Annotated in this window: 9 protein-coding genes and 3 pseudogenes; 6 read left to right on the top strand and 6 right to left on the bottom strand. The window is 49.9% G+C overall.

The genetic code is table 11. The features are described from left to right. Nucleotides 1-243: 243 nt before the first annotated feature. On the bottom strand, nt 244-3,021 hold the full coding sequence (locus LU633_RS10705; protein ID WP_016192859.1) for a flavocytochrome c: 2,778 nt from the start codon (nt 3,019-3,021) through the stop codon (nt 244-246). A gap of 701 nt (nt 3,022-3,722) precedes the next feature. Between LU633_RS10705 and LU633_RS10700 the strand changes: the two genes are divergently transcribed. Then, entirely contained in the window at nt 3,723-5,216 is a 1,494-nt protein-coding gene (locus tag LU633_RS10700; protein ID WP_016192860.1) for an anion permease, read from the top strand. A 39-nt stretch (nt 5,217-5,255) separates the two neighbouring features. Here the strand turns inward: LU633_RS10700 and LU633_RS10695 are convergent, their stop codons facing one another. Continuing rightward, complete coding sequence (locus LU633_RS10695) at nt 5,256-6,431, bottom strand: type VI secretion system ImpA family N-terminal domain-containing protein (RefSeq protein WP_016192861.1); 1,176 nt, start codon at nt 6,429-6,431, stop codon at nt 5,256-5,258. A gap of 494 nt (nt 6,432-6,925) precedes the next feature. Here LU633_RS10695 and treA point away from each other — a divergent pair, with 494 nt between their 5' ends. Both treA and LU633_RS10685 read left to right on the top strand, forming a co-directional pair. Next, entirely contained in the window at nt 6,926-8,587 is a 1,662-nt protein-coding gene (gene treA, locus LU633_RS10690) for an alpha,alpha-trehalase TreA (RefSeq protein WP_016192862.1), read from the top strand. Between the two features lie 209 nt (nt 8,588-8,796). Continuing rightward, nucleotides 8,797-10,946: pseudogene (locus LU633_RS10685) on the top strand (TonB-dependent siderophore receptor). A gap of 128 nt (nt 10,947-11,074) precedes the next feature. On the opposite strand, the gene LU633_RS10680 reads toward LU633_RS10685, so the two are convergent. Further along, nucleotides 11,075-11,748, bottom strand: a protein-coding gene (locus LU633_RS10680; RefSeq protein WP_152664194.1) for an IS1 family transposase whose coding sequence is annotated in 2 segments (ribosomal slippage) — nt 11,075-11,490 and nt 11,490-11,748 — 675 coding nt in all. Because the reading frame shifts where the segments join, the coding sequence is not laid out codon by codon here. Between the two features lie 389 nt (nt 11,749-12,137). Beyond that, nucleotides 12,138-12,386 (bottom strand): GlsB/YeaQ/YmgE family stress response membrane protein, encoded by a 249-nt coding sequence (locus tag LU633_RS10675; RefSeq protein ID WP_016192864.1) that lies wholly within the window; start codon nt 12,384-12,386, stop codon nt 12,138-12,140. A gap of 174 nt (nt 12,387-12,560) precedes the next feature. Between LU633_RS10675 and LU633_RS10670 the strand changes: the two genes are divergently transcribed. After that, nucleotides 12,561-13,292 (top strand): flagellar brake protein, encoded by a 732-nt coding sequence (locus tag LU633_RS10670; protein ID WP_016192865.1) that lies wholly within the window; start codon nt 12,561-12,563, stop codon nt 13,290-13,292. Nucleotides 13,293-13,416: 124 nt separating this feature from the next. Here LU633_RS10670 and emtA read toward each other — a convergent pair whose 3' ends face one another. Beyond that, a complete protein-coding gene (emtA, locus tag LU633_RS10665; protein ID WP_016192866.1) occupies nt 13,417-14,040 on the bottom strand; it encodes a membrane-bound lytic murein transglycosylase EmtA in 624 nt (207 codons plus the stop codon). Nucleotides 14,041-14,315: 275 nt separating this feature from the next. Between emtA and ldcA the strand changes: the two genes are divergently transcribed. Next, the gene (gene ldcA, locus LU633_RS10660) at nt 14,316-15,239 is read left to right on the top strand and encodes a muramoyltetrapeptide carboxypeptidase (protein WP_016192868.1); all 924 of its coding nucleotides are present in this window, start codon (nt 14,316-14,318) and stop codon (nt 15,237-15,239) included. A 317-nt stretch (nt 15,240-15,556) separates the two neighbouring features. Next, nucleotides 15,557-15,622, top strand: a pseudogene (locus LU633_RS10655) (type VI secretion system tube protein Hcp); the annotation flags it as partial. 36 nt (nt 15,623-15,658) lie between these two features. Here the strand turns inward: LU633_RS10655 and LU633_RS10650 are convergent. Beyond that, nucleotides 15,659-15,952, bottom strand: a pseudogene (locus LU633_RS10650) (transposase); the annotation flags it as partial. Nucleotides 15,953-16,029 lie beyond the last annotated feature (77 nt).

The following is a 16,029-nucleotide window of genomic DNA, read 5'->3' as shown; positions in this document are numbered from 1 at the left end:
CGAGAAAAAGTGAGGGGATAAGGGCATTATCTTTATGGCACGCCATGCTATTCGCAGACCAGGCGGAGAAAAAACTGTGGCAACGGGAAAATTGCCGCCGGAAAAGGTTAAGCATCATATGACGCAGGAATGACAAACGGAGAGGAGGACGGGACCGGGAGCAAATGTGACAGGGCGGGCCGCCCAACGGAATCTCACCCTTCGGCCTCGTCCGGCGCGGCAGGCCGCAGCCGGAAATCAACCTTACTGGCAGGAGAACGCCGCGGCATGCCGCCCGGCAAGGATGCCGAAGATGATAATGTCCGCTATCGCATTCCCTCCGATACGATTTGCACCGTGAATTCCCCCAACCACTTCACCCGCCGCCCAGGCTCCTGGAATGGCCTGTTTTTTGCTATCCAGCACGGCGGTCTCGGTGTTAATGGTGACGCCCCCCATAGTGTGATGCACGCCCGGCGCAATACGAATCGCGTAAAACGGGGCAGTTTTAAGTGGGTGCCGCAGGGCGGTTGTTCGGCCAAAATCCTCGTCATCCTGTTTTTCCACAAACAGGTTGTAACGCTCCAGCGCGGACAGCAGCGCATGAAAATCCATATTCAATTTCACCGCCAGCGCCTGAGGCGACGGTGCGCTGACCACAAATCCCCTGGCGATATATTCATCGGCAGCCTTGTTATTACGCCGGACTTCGTCGTCAAAAATAATCCAGGCGCTCTTCTCCGGCAGCGCGATAATGGCCGCCGAGACCTTATCACGGGTTTCCATCTCGTTATAAAAGCGCTGCCCGGCCTGGCTAATCAGGATGGCCCCGCCACCGCGAATGGCTTCAGAAATGAGATATGAGGTAGTTTGTTCAACGGTGGGATGGATCTGGATTTCCCCCATATCGACCGTATCCGCACCGATTTTTTTCAGCATGGCGATACCACTGCCCGTAGCGCCTTTATGATTGGTGGTGACAAATCCCTCAAGGTCTGGCCGATACTTCACCACCATCTCGCGGTTGGCGCTGAAGCCCCCCGTAGCAACGATAACGCTTTTGGCATTGAGTACACGACTGTCGTTATATTCGTCCACCACCCGCACACCACTGACCGCGCCGTCGGTAAACAGGATTTCATCTGCCGACGTTTCCAGCAGCACCTCAATATTGCGTTTATTGATGTTTTTCACCAGGCCGCTGATAAGAAAGCCACCCACCGCAGAGTGATCGGCCGGGCGATGAGTTCGCTCAATGCTCATGCCGCCGGTAATGGTTAACTCGTTAAGCTCAATGCCTTTTGCCGCCAGCCACTCGATGGCTTCCGGTGCCAGGTTTACAAACTCGTGCAGTAAATCAGGATTATTTTTAAATTTTCCCCCTTTCAGCGTTTCGTTGTAGAACAGCGCTTTACTGTCTTCAATGCCTTTTTGCTGCTGGAAACGGCTTTGTGCCGCGTTCATGCCGACCGAGGCTTTAATGGTATTGCCGCCAATGGCAGGCATTTTTTCGATGATCGCCACATGGGCCCCTTCATCGTGCGCCTGTATGGCCGCTGCCAGCCCTGCCCCGCCGCTGCCGACGATCACCACATCATAGTTTTGCGGTGCCTGCGGGTTCCCACCCTCTTCTATCACCTGTTCTTTACTGGAGGAGGTGAGCGCGCGGGACACGGCTTTTTTCAGCGCTTCACTTTGCGTGGTCGCGCCAGTGACCGCATCAACATGTGGGCTGTTTGCCACCAGAATGCGCGAACGCAGACTGTCAAAGGTGGTAGTGAAATCCACGTCGAGGGAATCGTCCGGCACCAGGCTGATGTCGGTAATACGGTCAGTGTCCAGGGTGACATTAATTTTAAGCTTAAGCGCTTCCGATTCGACTTTTTCCTGCCAGACGCCCGCTTTGTATTTACGCCCGGCCACGCTTGCGTCGCGGATCATGGCGTCCACCAGCGAGAAGCGCCATAGCGGCTCCGGTATCTTTAGCGCTTCGCGCTGCTGACTGTCGATAAACAGCTCGAGGCATTCATTATTGATGATGCGGTCGGCCCAGTCAGGGTAAGCAATGCAGGCTTTGCCCACGGCCACTAAATCGAATCCGTGCGCCAGCGCGTTTTCAGCATCGGCTTTATTGACCACGCCACCGACGCCAATCACCGGTATTCTGGCCAGCTCAGGCGAGCGCATCGCCAAAAATTTGGTAATAAGCGGCGTGGAGTCGTCGGTTTCTATGATAGAAGACCGCAGAAGTTGACCCAGTGAAAAATGCACATAGTCCAGCCCTTGATGGGCGAGTTTTTCCAGTAAAAATAAGGTGTCATCAAAGCGGATGCCCGGTACTTCCAGTTCTTCCGGCGAGAAACGATAGCCGATGATAAAACCGTCATGGGCAAAGCGCTTCGCCATTTTTTGTGTGATGTCGAGAACCGCCAGTGGGAAAGCAGCGCGCTTTTCACGGCTGCCGCCCCATTTATCCTGACGCTGATTGGAGTTGGGAGAAAAGAACTGCTGGATCAGGTAAGTATTGGCACCGTGAATTTCCACACCATCGAATCCCGCTTTGATCGCCCGGTTTACCGCATCGCCGAATTTGCCAACCATTCCCTCGACGTCTTCTGCAGTCAGCGCCTGCGGTATAGTGGCGCCGTCGCGGGGTGCCGCGACGGCGCTGGGTGCGACCGGGGTTCTGCCGCCAATCAGCTCCGACTCCACCATCCTGCCTCCATGATAGATTTGCAGAATAGCCGTCGAACCTTCCAACTTGACTGCGTCCGCAATTCTTTTCAGGCCGGGGATTTTGTTATCGCTGTCAATGCCCAGTGCACCCGGAAAAGCAGGCCCTTCAGGGTCGACAAAGCAGCATTCAACGATGACCGTGCCCATGCTGCCCGCCCTTGCGCGGTAATACTCCACCACTTCACTGGTAACGGAACCATCGTGAAATCCCGTACAGGTGGTCATGGGCGCCATCAGAAGGCGGTTTTTCAGTACAGCGCCGTTGGGCAATGTCAGTGGATTAAGAATCGGGGTCAGCGTGTTCATAGCGGCACAACTCCAGGGTTGATGTTCTGAGTGCTGACGACGCAATACCTGCACGCTGATTTGACAAACCAATATTTAATTGAGTTAACGTCGGTTCATTCCTGTAAACAGAGTAAAGTTCGTCGGTAATAACATTTTTATCGGGGAAAACGGGTTAGAAAATAATTTATTCAGAAAAGTACCTGTGACATTTTTAGCTATTTATTTCCAAAAATCAACCTATAAATAGAATAAGTTAACGCGATGGAAATAAGATGATTATTTATATTATTTGGCGTTTACTGAATTTTAAACTAAAGTAACTGACGCATAGCAAATGTTCAACATCAATAATTTATATTCACTTCCTGCAGAATGAAACGTGTTATTTTCATACAACAATAGTGACGCCTTGTTATGGGTATGGTGAAATTACGGACTTATTTTCATTACAGTTTCACCCTATATTTCTGGCAACTAGCGCCAGCAGATAGATATATTTACGCGCCATTTATTAACAGAGTAATAATAATGGTGCGATGCGGATGAGAAATTAAAAAAGCGGTCTCCGCAAAGTCAATGCCACCCGGTTGCCCCCCAACAGCGTGGCAGAAACAAGGGGCCGGGACACCCGTGGGAGTCATGACATCGCCCTTACCACTTGCAGCATGCGATGCTCATCGCTCTGTGAATTAGCTAAAACGACGGAATCATTTTTTGCTATGAACTTATCGAACGGTTTGGCTCCTGCTAAAGCAGGCTGTAAGAAAGATGCCATGATGAAGTTATTGCCGCTGGCAGTGACCCTTTTACTGCTGCTGATACCGGTGCCTTCAGGTCTGGAACCTTATGCATGGCATTTCTTTGCCGTTTTTGTCGGCGTGATTGTTGGCCTGATTTTTGAACCGCTGCCCGGCGCAGTTATCGGTTTAACCGGCGTGGTCACTATTGCGCTGTTTAGCCAGTGGCTGTTGTTCAGCCCGTCTGAAATGGCCAGTCCCCGGTTTAATATGCCGACGGAAGCCTTTAAGTGGGCGGTCAGCGGCTTCGGAAATTCAACGGTATGGTTGATTTTTGGCGCATTTATGTTTGCAGCAGGCTATGACAAAACGCAGTTTGGTCGCAGGCTGGCATTAATTCTGGTGAAGTTCCTTGGACGCCGCAGCCTGACACTGGGCTATGCCATTACTTTTGCCGATCTGCTGCTGGCCCCGTTCACCCCCTCTAATACCGCACGCAGCGGGGGGACTATCTATCCCGTGATTGCTAATCTGCCACCGCTATACGGTTCAAGACCTGACCATCCCAGCGCCCGTAAAATTGGCTCTTATCTGATGTGGGTAGCGATTACCGCAGCCTGTATCACCAGTTCGATGTTCTTATCTGCACTGGCACCCAATCTGCTGGCGCTGTCGCTGGTAAAGAGCATTACGGGTTTTGATATCTCCTGGGGGATGTGGTTTCTCGCTTTTCTGCCTCTGGGCCTGCTGTTGATTCTGACCATGCCGTTGCTGGCTTACTGGTTTTACCCACCCGAAGTAAAAATCAATGACGAGGTGCCGCGCTGGGCGAACAGCGAGCTGGAAAAACTAGGAAAACTGTCGCGTAATGAAATTTTGCTGCTGCTTTTTGTTTGTACAGCGCTGCTGATGTGGATTTTTGCCGCCCCTTGGATTGAACCTGCGATGGCAGCACTGGTGGTGGTGGTGGTGATGCTCTGGACGGGGGTATTAAGCTGGAACGATATCACCAGCAACAAGCCTGCCTGGAACACGTTTGCCTGGTTTGCCACACTGGTCGCCCTGGCGGACGGCCTGGCCAGAGTCGGCTTTATTGCCTGGCTGGGAAAAGAAGGCAGCCAGCTGTTACAAGGTTACGATCCACAGGTTTCCGCAGTGGTGCTGTTAGTGGCCTTTTTCCTTTTGCACTATCTGTTTGCCAGCACCACCGCACACACCACCGCCCTGCTGCCTGCCACGCTCACCATTGCCGCCTCAATACCCGGTATTAATATGCCCGTTTTCTGCCTGATGATGGTCACTTCTTTGGGCGTTATGGGTATCATTACACCTTACGGAACAGGCCCCAGCCCCATCTATTATGGCAGTGGCTATCTGCCGACCAAAGATTACTGGCGACTGGGTACGCTTTTCGGCACCATTTTCCTGGGCGGAATGATGTTGATTGCCTATCCCTGGATGGTAATGATGTTCTGAACCGCACTTTTTTTGGCTTTGTCCATGCCTCAGCAGGCTTTAATAGAGTTTTTCATAGTGCGGATCTTCTCCGAGGATCAACGCATAACGCGCCAGCAGCTGCTTCATCCGCTGCTCGATTTTTCCTCGTAGCACTGGCGAAGCATTGTTTTTTTGCAGTTTGAGTAGCAGATCTTCGAGTGGCGTCAGCTCCTCAAACGGCTGCTGGATAGTCACCACTCTGGCTTTAAGTTCAGGCCACATTTTACTCTGCGGATTGGCTTTCTCCAGTGTATCAAGATCCTGACTGAGCTTTTGCAGACGGTATTGTACCGTCTGCCATAGCAGCATCTGCTTATCTGGCAGCGCGGCGTCTTCTGCATACTTTCGCCAGTGTATCTCTTGCCTGACCTGCTGGGGCACAATCTGTTGAGCCAGCAGCGTCATTCTCTGTGCCCTGTTGGGTAGGGGCTGCATAAGATGCCACGCCCATATTGCCATGGTTCCACACAGCAGCATAGCAATCATTCCGGTTATAAATCCACGACTGCGTTCCCAAAAACTGAAGGATACCTTGAGTGTGTTTGGCTCACTGAGGTCGTGTGGCACGTACACTAGCGGCGTAAAATTGTCATCAGGAGGTTGCAGCTGATCATCTGCGCCTCGGGCATGTTCCTGTGATACATGCTGATTAAGTTGCTCCAATGACGGCCGGGTCGGCAGTAAACCCCTGATTAAATCGCTTACCTGAATATTGAGCCAGTCTAGTTGTGAAAGGTGTCTTTGCGCCAGTTTTTCGAGCAATTCAACACTTTCGTCCAGTGCGGATCGTAGCCTTAGCACTAAAGGGAGATCTGTCTGATTCAAGGTTAGAGTACGCATAAACTGCTGAATGCTGTTACTTAACCAGGTGATAATGGCCAGTCGGGCTGGCAGAGGATGAGGCCACAGCGTTGGCCATTGATATTTTAACATCGCCGTGATTATCTCCAGGCCTTCACACAGCCCAGCCAGCCCGGCTCGCCATGCTCTTGCCATGCTGTACCAGGCAACGCTTTGCAAATCCATACCGTTGCGGCGAAATAAGGCGATTGACAGTTCCTCCACCCGCTGCCAGTCTACGTTTTTATCGTCAGATCGACTTTTTTTCCCCGTTTCATGACGAAGCTGAATAAACTCGGGTAAGACACGAGGGTCACTCCCTGTATGAAGGATATTTTGTCTTGAAGTGGTCATGAGTTGAACAAGTCCTTTTGAAGGTAATAAATCCAGGGTACTTTTAAATTTATATTATCTTATGAAGGAAAAAGTCAGGCAGGGTTATTTTAATATCAGAGTATTTCAGATTTTATAGCAAATGATTTTCCCTCATAAACTTGAAAATATACAGGCACTGGAAAAACATAAATAATATCGATAAAACAGGGAAGACATAACCAAATAACAGCCAGAAAATAACTGATAAGCGTAATATCAACGCATAATAAATTATCCATTATTTTATCCTGAATATATGCAGACATGCAGTTAAATATACCCACTGAGTAATAATAGTGACATGAAAGCATTACACAGTTCCAAATTTCGTAAAATGAAATTGTGCCTTGACATCTGAAACCCTGACGACTTCACACTTCACAAAGTCCCCCTGACGTTCTGTAAAAAAACGTCTAAAGTTTGATGTACAGTCAATAAGTTATGGATCGCCGGATTCAAATATGGAGAACCTCATGCACAGAGTTGAAAAGAAACCGTGGAAAAAAATGCTGGTACTGTCCCTGCTGTTCGCGGCCCTCTCTCAGGCTGGCTATGCCAGAACGACCGATAAGCCTCAAGGTGACCCTGAGGCTGCTGTGCAGCCCCCGGATGTCCGTTTTGGCTCCTTGTATCAGGAGGTTCAGACGGCCGGGATTTTCTCCGATCAAAAAACCTTCGCCGATGCCGTGCCTAAAAGCGATCCCTCTTCAATTCTGGCCGACTGGCAAATGCAGAAAAACCAGCGCGGCTTTGATCTGCACCGTTTTGTTAACGAGAATTTTATGCTACCTGTCGAAAGTAAGCAGTATTCCCCTCCTGCCGGAGAAAGTCTGCGTCAGCATATCGATGGCCTGTGGCCGGTACTAACCAGAACGGCTCACCAGGTCAATACATGGGATTCGCTGCTGCCTCTTCCCGCACCTTATGTAGTGCCAGGTGGCCGTTTCCGCGAGATTTATTACTGGGACAGTTATTTTACCCTGCTAGGACTGGCCGAGAGCGGCTACTGGGATCGCATGCAGGATATGGTCGATAATTTTGCGTCACTGCTGGAAAAGTACGGTCATATTCCCAATGGTAACCGCAGCTATTATCTGAGCCGATCACAGCCCCCTTTCTTCAGCATGATGGTCGATCTGCTGGCACAACATCAGGGCGATACGGCATATCGTAAGTATCTGCCTGAATTACAGAAAGAGTATGACTATTGGATGGCGGGTTTTGAAACGCTTAAGGCAGGAGAAAGCAGTCAGCGTGCGGTAAAATTAAAAGACGGCACGCTGCTTAACCGCTACTGGGACGATCGCGATGTGCCCCGTACAGAGTCATGGATGGATGATATTTCGACCGCTAAACAGGCTGGCACACGCAACAAGAGCGAACTCTGGCGCGATTTGCGTGCGGGTGCCGCGTCCGGCTGGGATTTCAGCTCCCGCTGGTTTGCCAATCCCGGAAAGCTGGACACAATTCAAACCACCCGCATACTGCCAGTTGATCTTAATTCTCTGCTGTTCCATCTCGAAACCACGCTGGCTCATGCGACGCTGCTCAACGGGGATCGGCAGGCCAGCCAGCATTTCACACAACTTGCCGAGAGGCGCAGGCAGGCGATTAACCATTACTTGTGGAATGAAAAACAGGGCTGGTACGCTGATTACGACTGGCAAAGTGGCACAATCCGTCCCCAGCTCACAGCAGCAAGCCTGTTTCCGCTGTGGTTAAAGGTGGCGAATGCACCCCAGGCAGATAAAACCAGTGTCGCCGTTGAAAAACAGCTGCTCAAAGAGGGCGGCCTGGTCACTACTACTATTCATACTGGCCAGCAGTGGGATGCACCTAACGGCTGGGCACCATTGCAGTGGGCAGCCGTTGAGGGACTTAACAATTACGGTAAATCAGCGCTGGCAAAAGAGATCGGTGTACGCTTTCTCAACAATGTGCAGGCCACTTACGATAAACAGCATAAACTGGTGGAAAAGTATGTGGTTGAAGGCAAAGGTATCGGCGGCGGCGGTGAATACCCTTTACAGGACGGTTTCGGATGGACAAATGGCGTAACATTGAAGCTGCTGGATCTTTATTGCCCCAAAAATGTTGTTTGTAACAACGTCAGTGATATTTCTAAAAAACCCTGACCCTATGCGGCACTTTGGTGCCGCCTGTTAAATCCGCATTTTTTGCAGGCTATTGATATATAAATAATTACTTGAATCTTAATGCAGAAAAGATAACAATTCTCATTGAGATTACTATAAATATTTACATTACTGCCACTGTGATTCTTTTTCTGTTGTTCAGCGCAAACGGATTCTACCTGACCACCCATTTTCTAATGTAATTGACAATGAGAGTGCCTTTTGTTCTAAAGCGTTCTGTCCTGCTTTGTTCCATCGCACTGACTACCCTCCTCTCTCTTTTGCGACTGATACGTTGACCGTCACCGCCCGGCCTGCTGAAACGGCAACCGCACCGACAATCGGATACCGTGCTAACACCACCAAAGGCGCAACAAAAACCGATCGTCCACTGATCACGACAGCGCAGTCCGTTTCGGTAGTGACCCGCCAGCAAATGGAAGATCAGGGTACGTTGAACGTCAATCAGGCGCTGAATTACACCGCCGGGGCATTCACTAACTTTGCCGGTGCCGCCAGTCGCTATGATACCGTTTCGCTGCGCGGCTTCCACGGCGGTGACGTCGACAATATTTTTCTTGATGGGCTGCGTCTGATGAGCGATCCGGGCAGCTATAACATACTGCAGGTCGATCCGTGGTTTCTTGAACGTATTGACGTGATTAAAGGGCCGTCTTCAGCCCTCTACGGCCAGACCGTGCCGGGTGGTCTGGTCATGGAAACGTCCAAACGCCCTCAATTTATTCAGGAAGGCCATTTCCACGTCTCCACCGCCACTAACAGCACTAACAGCGCGGCGTTTGATTACACCAATACGATTAACGACCAGTGGGCATTCCGCCTGACCGGGATTACTCGCAACAGCAATACGCAATACGCAATACGCAATACGCAATACGCAATACGCAATACGACCATACCAGGGAAGAAAAATACGCAATTTCACCTTCGTTTCTCTGGCAGCCTGACGAAAACACCTCTCTTTTGCTGCGCGCTTACCTGCAAAAAGACCCCTCTGGTGGCTATCATAGTTCCGTACCGGGCGACGGCAGCATTACCGAACATAACGGCCGAAAATTGAGCACGGGGTTCTATGACGGTGACAGTTCACTGGATCAGTTCAAGCGTCGCGAGCAGATTTACAGTTCCGAGTTTGCACATCGTTTTAACGATACCTGGGCTTTTCGTTCCACAGCCAGCTACGCCCATTCCGATGTTGACCTGGATCAGGTCTATCAGATTGGCTGGGATACCAGCAATCCGAACCTGCTGAACCGCTACTATTCTGGCTCCCGTTCATCACTAGATGCCTTTGCTCTGGACAATCAGTTGGAAGCGGATTTTGCCACCAGTGAAGTCCGCCATAAGGTGGTGCCTGGCGCTGAATATCATCAGTATAAAAATGATTTAAGCGATGCCAGCGGTTATGCCAGCCAACTTAATGCCCTGAACGGTGAAAGCCTGGATGCCCGTCAGAGCTATACCTTCTATGATTCACAGCGTCGTTACTATCAGACTGGGGTCTATTTGCAGGATGAGATGCAGTGGCAGAAATGGCATCTGGATACGTCGGTCGCTATGATCACATTGTCTCAGAGACGGATAATTACGATTTTGACACCCGGTATCGCCGTCAGGACGATCACGTCAGCGGTCGCGCTGCGCTGCTCTATGCCTTTGATAATGGCATTTCATCCTATGTCAGCTACAGCCAGGCTATTACGCCACAGTCTCTTTCTGGGGAGGATGGCAATCTCCTGGAGCCTACCACATCCGAGCAGTATGAAACCAGCGTGAAATATCAGCCGGTCAGCACTTCAGACCTGTATTCAGTAGCCCTGTACGACCTGACTCAAAAAGATGTCGGTAACCGCGTCATCGTCGACTCTTACTATGAACCCGCAGGAAAAGTACATTCGCAGGGAATTGAACTGGAAGCGCACAATCAGCTGACGCCGCGTCTGAGTACCCTTGCCAGCTACACACTTAATCGCGTGCGCTACAAAGATTCGGTTGATGGCAACGACGGACACACGCCTTATATCACCCCGAACGCCATGGCCTCAGCGTGGGCGAAGTACCAGTTTGATTACGGTATCAGCGTTGGCGCGGGCGTTCGCTATATTGGCAAACAGTGGGCTGACAATGAAAACACCACACGGTTGCCTTCTGTCACACTGTTTGATGCTTCCGTCCGTGCCGATCTCGGAGTCTGGAACAGTAGCCTGAAAGGGGCCTTTGTGCAGGTAAATGCCAATAACCTGACCGATCGTGATTACGTCGCGGCCTGTTACGGCACTGGCTACTGCTACTGGGGCGCGGAGCGGATCATTATTGCTACCGTGGCTATGACTTCTGATTAAGCGCATTTTTTCAAGCGCTCAAAAAAGCCCGGAGCGGTAGACTGCACCAGGCTCTTTTATTTCCAGAATAACACCCGGCAAAAAGGGTCGTGACGCAGATTTATTGATAATGATGAAGAGTAAGCTACCAACCGATGATCTTATCGTGCATTTCCTCTGAATTCGAAAAGCAAATTGTTCTGCGGGTCAGTCGTTTGATATGTGTACGAAGATTAAGATTATGTCGTTCTGTCCGTTGGGTATATTTCTTGCTCACCACGTGGCCTGTTGCACTTAACAGAACTTTATAAACCGGCCAGGCATCTGTCATATAAAAGGCAATGTTAAATTTGCTTAACAGGGCCAGCAATCGTCGCAGGGTCGGGGCATTTCTCGGGCCGAAGACGTGGGCCAGAGCACGTTTGCGGATACGGTCATAAGCATAGAACAACCATCGGGGATTGCTTTTACACCGCACGTAAGACCATTGTTCACCGGCTTCACAGCAGATAACAACCTCCGTGTCGGGGTCGATATTCTCAGCTACCTGCTTTGGCGAAATTTTTTTACGTGCCGCAGAACCGTATTGAGGCTGATACCGAGAACCCGTGCGGTATCGCGACATCTGTAACCATTCATGGCCATATTAACAATGGTCTGGTGTGTGTCTGATTTGGCACCGGAGTAGCTAAAGTTGAGCTGAAAGGTCTTTGAACAATGCTTGCAGATGTAACGTTGGGCACCGGATGCTGAATGTCCGTTACATCGTACAGCATGAGTTTCATTGCACTGAGGGCAGACGACATCAACTTTAGCCATATGTTACATCCAAAGCGCAAAGCATACGTGTTCAGCAAGTCTGCGTCACGACCGCAAAAAGGACGTAAATATCCAGCAGACCGCTTTGATATATTTCGTCGACGGTAGCGCCACCGTACAGCGCAGTATCACTGAACATTACATGACTGAAATACTGGCAGGATTATTATTGGTTTAATGTATGGTTATGATAAAAATGTTAAACACTGCATCAGAATATTTTTATTGCGAATTAGATTAGATGTAATGAGACTGCCATTGAGAAAGTCGGGTCTTCTTCAGATATTTTTTGGCACCTGCATTAGATAATATTGGCAGCAACTTCACGCAAGTCACCTGTTACCTGAATAGCGGTCATCACCGCCATTCAGGCAGGAATGCCATCCGCGCTAACTTTTGACTTTACGATAAATCCACAGCACCGCAATGGCACCAATCACAGCAACCACGAAACTACCGAAGTTGAAACCGTCAACTTTACCGAAACCAAAGAAAGTGCTGATCCAGCCCCCCACCACTGCACCAACAATTCCCAGGATCACCGTGATAATGAAACCACCGCCATCACGCCCCGGCATAATCCACTTGGCAATGATGCCAGCAATCAAACCGAAGATGATCCATGACAAAATACCCATCTGCTACCCCTTTGTTTTGGTTATTGAAACACCTTAAGTATAAGACAGAGATTCTAACTCTGTGATTTAAATCCAACCTTTTTTCAATACACCATAAAGACAGTGAACTGCATGCCGATAATCTCACCTGGCACTACAGACACCAGGTTATTGGCATCCAGCAGAGGTAGGAATGTGAAGGAAAAAGAGCAGTATCTTAAACGTGGCCCTCTGGCCGTTCTGGCGGTATTGAAAAACCTGTTAAAAAATCAGACGCCAGTGTTGGTCTCTCACGCACGGGGACAGTTTATAACTAAATTACTGTATGCCGATCATGACCAAATTATCATCGACTATGGCAGTAACGATTACGATAACCAGTTAGTGCTGGAGGCAAGTGAGCTGAATCTCTGGGCTGAAACGCAAGGTGCCAAGGTTGAGTTCACACTCAGTGAGCCACATTCGGGTAGCCATGAAGGACTCCCAGCTTTTTTTGCCAATGTGCCGGAAGAGCTGTGGATGATTCAGCGTCGCGAGTTTTTCCGTGTTAATGCGCCACTGGATCCCATTTTTTACTGCTATGTCCACTGGCCCGATGGCTCGGGCGAAGATCGGATGCGTCTGCAGGATCTTTCACTGGGAGGCATAGCAGTACTTGGGGAGACCACACTGCCTGAAAACCTGACAGGCGGTGAAGATTTTAAAAAGTTACGCGTGGAACTGGGTGAATATGGTCGGTTTGAGGTGGACGCAAGACTGATTAATATCGGCAAACATAGCGTGGTGACCGCTAAAAATGAAACTATCGTTACCCCTTGCCTGAGATTTAGCTTTGCCAAACTTAACGTAGGACAGGAACGGCAATTACAGCAGGTGATCTTTCAGCTGGAAAGACTGGCTCGCGATAAGGCTAATCGTTTTCAGTAGACTTTACCTCCCCGCTGGAACAGGAAAACCTTAAGCGGCATACGCGTGAGTGGCTGTTGCGGCTGGACAGAAAAAAACGGGTTGAAAAGTACCGCTGTCACCCGAAGACAGCGGTACGGGGATGTCAGATTGTGCGATAAGCGGTCGTCACTTTCCATAAATAACGCGGTGCCTGAGCAGCCGGATGTTTATTCTGTACATGCTGGTAGAACTGATTTGGCGTCATGGCATTGATCATCGCAATAGCACGATCCCGATCACTGGAGAACGTCCTGAGTAACGCTCCCGCGCCATTAGCATATGACACAATTGTTGCATAGCGTAAGGTTTCCGGATTGTGAATACCCGCAAGAGAGCGGTCCTGCAAAATTTTCAGATAGGCTGTGCCAATATCGATGTTCTTAACAGGATCGCGCAACTCTGAACTGCTGGGTTGTCCGTGAAGCCCCTTGGCGTGATAAACTTCCCGACCTGCCGTGGCAGCTTTAATCTGCATCAATCCAATGGCATTCGATTTGCTGACTAACGTTGGATTGCCGCCCGATTCCACTGAAATAATTGCGTCAATCAGCTTTTGGTCAATACCGTAATTATGGGCCGCGTAATCGGTAAACAAAGACCAGTCCTGTGCCACTTTTTCCGGTGGCGCTTTTATTAAAGGCGTTTGCTGCTGAGTCATCGCCTGCTTATGAGGTTCGCTGGCGCAGCCTGCAAGCACCAGAACACCCATCAGCGCAGCTGTTTTCATGCTTCTCATGCTATATTTCTTCCTGTGAAAATTAACCCCAGATTTTATCTGGGCGGCTGTCTTAACAATGAAAATTACCGTCAATCTGAATTTAGCTGGAAAGACCGATGGCTTTTCGACATGATCCCATCTGCCATGCCTGTCCAGGTTAAGGGGTTTTCAGTCCGCACAAAAATCACACAACCTGCTTTAAAAAGCGACTTTTTTATCCACACGCAGCCTGCTTTATTTGAAAAGGGTATCTCTGCGCACTGTTGAAGGTAAACGTGAAAACTATGTCTGTCGTTCCCCGCTCATTTCATTTAATCGCACCTTCAGGCTATTGCCATAACCAGCAGGCTGCTTCTCTGGCGGTTGAAAGGCTCCGTTCCGAAGGACATCGGGTGGAAAATACAACCGTTATCTGCCGTCGTGAACAACGCTTTGCCGGGAGTGATAAGGAACGACTGGCAGACTTGCATCAGCTTATTCAACCCAAGTGTCAGGCAGATATCGCGCTGGTGGTGCGCGGAGGCTATGGTGCCAGCCGCCTGCTGCCGTTCTTTCAGGCACGGGCACTGGCAGACCGACTGCAATCCCGTCCGCTGGCCATTTGTGGCCATAGCGACTTCACCGTATTGCAAATGGCACTCCTCCAGCAGGGTGCTATCACGTTTAGCGGTCCAATGCTTGCCGGTAATTTTGGTGCCGGGAACCTGTCTGATTTTACCGTTAACCATTTCTGGCTCGCACTGACCTCACCACGCTTTACGCTGGAATGGTCAACGCAATCATCGCAGGCGACTGAGCTAAAAGGCACGATTTGGGGGGGCAATCTGGCGATGCTGGCTTCGCTGACCGGTACCCCCTGGCTGCCGCAGATTCATGATGGAATACTGGTCATTGAAGATGTCAACGAGCCCCCCTTCAGAATTGAAAGGATGCTGCTGCAACTGGCCTATTCTGGCGTGCTGGCGAAGCAAAAAGCCATTATTACCGGCAGTTTTACAGGGGTGACGCTGACTGATTACGATCGTGGGTATGATTTCGACAACGTCTGGGCGCGAATCAGTGAAATAACCGGCGTGCCCGTGCTTACCGGTTTGCAATTCGGTCACCACCGGGATACGGTCACGCTACCGCTGGGTGCGCAGGGCCATCTGAAAATCAGCGAGGGTAACTGCAAGCTGCTGGTCTCCGGTCACCCTACATTGCCATGACAGGTCGCTAACAGAGGCAATCGGCGTGTCCTGCCCGGACCTTCTGGATTCAGGAGGTCACATTACCCAAGCCATCAGTATGATGCAGCAGTACTTTTTTTCAGTAATTAACTTGTTGAAGTAGAGGAAGAAAGTAATTGCTAAGTAGGTTCCAGCTTACTGGTGGCATACATTTTTGGGAATGTGAGTGCGGTTTGATAGAAACAGATAACTAACCTTTCTACGGAGCAAAAAAACCACACATTGGTTGTTTACTCACCTCCAGACAATAGATACAGTATTTACAGGGATTTACAACGACGTAAGGAAAAAAGAACATAGCTATTCCGGGTAATATGTGGCTCTATGACGATGGTGGAGCACTAATCAAAGGCGGTTGTGATGGACCCTGTAAATAATTCTGTGTAACTGCCACCACGTCAAAGGTGAACGCTCAGGCGGTCACCGAACTCAATAATAAAGCGGCTCATCGCCAGCCGACAGTTCTGGATCGGCATACTCCATTTTTTCGATGCCGACTGGATTGCCAGGTAAATAACCTTTCGCACTGAGTCATCCGTCGGGAATACCTTGCGTTTCTTAATGGCGGCACGGATCACGCTGTTCAGCGACTCAATGGCATTCGTGGTGTAGATAGCTTTTCGGATGTCAGACGGATAGCCGAAGAACGTATTGAGGTTTTCCCCGTGCGCACGCCAGCTTTTGCTGATTTGTATTCGTCGCGACGTGATCTGACACCGGACCCTGCAAGGTTGGGGGTTACCGGTTTTGATATGGGTGTCTAATCCTT

It is taken from the genome of Erwinia tracheiphila (assembly GCF_021365465.1).
Lineage (GTDB): Bacteria > Pseudomonadota > Gammaproteobacteria > Enterobacterales > Enterobacteriaceae > Erwinia > Erwinia tracheiphila.
This window is presented reverse-complemented; position numbering and strand designations above follow the sequence as displayed.

What these genes read in the sequence shown, in the direction of transcription:
- LU633_RS10705 (WP_016192859.1), bottom strand. Translation starts at nt 3,021, where the DNA reads ATGAACACGCTGACCCCGATTCTTAATCCACTGACATTGCCCAACGGC.
- LU633_RS10700 (WP_016192860.1), top strand. Translation starts at nt 3,723, where the DNA reads ATGAACTTATCGAACGGTTTGGCTCCTGCTAAAGCAGGCTGTAAGAAA.
- LU633_RS10695 (WP_016192861.1), bottom strand. Translation starts at nt 6,431, where the DNA reads ATGACCACTTCAAGACAAAATATCCTTCATACAGGGAGTGACCCTCGT.
- treA (WP_016192862.1), top strand. Translation starts at nt 6,926, where the DNA reads ATGCACAGAGTTGAAAAGAAACCGTGGAAAAAAATGCTGGTACTGTCC.
- LU633_RS10675 (WP_016192864.1), bottom strand. Translation starts at nt 12,386, where the DNA reads ATGGGTATTTTGTCATGGATCATCTTCGGTTTGATTGCTGGCATCATT.
- emtA (WP_016192866.1), bottom strand. Translation starts at nt 14,040, where the DNA reads ATGAAAACAGCTGCGCTGATGGGTGTTCTGGTGCTTGCAGGCTGCGCC.
- ldcA (WP_016192868.1), top strand. Translation starts at nt 14,316, where the DNA reads ATGTCTGTCGTTCCCCGCTCATTTCATTTAATCGCACCTTCAGGCTAT.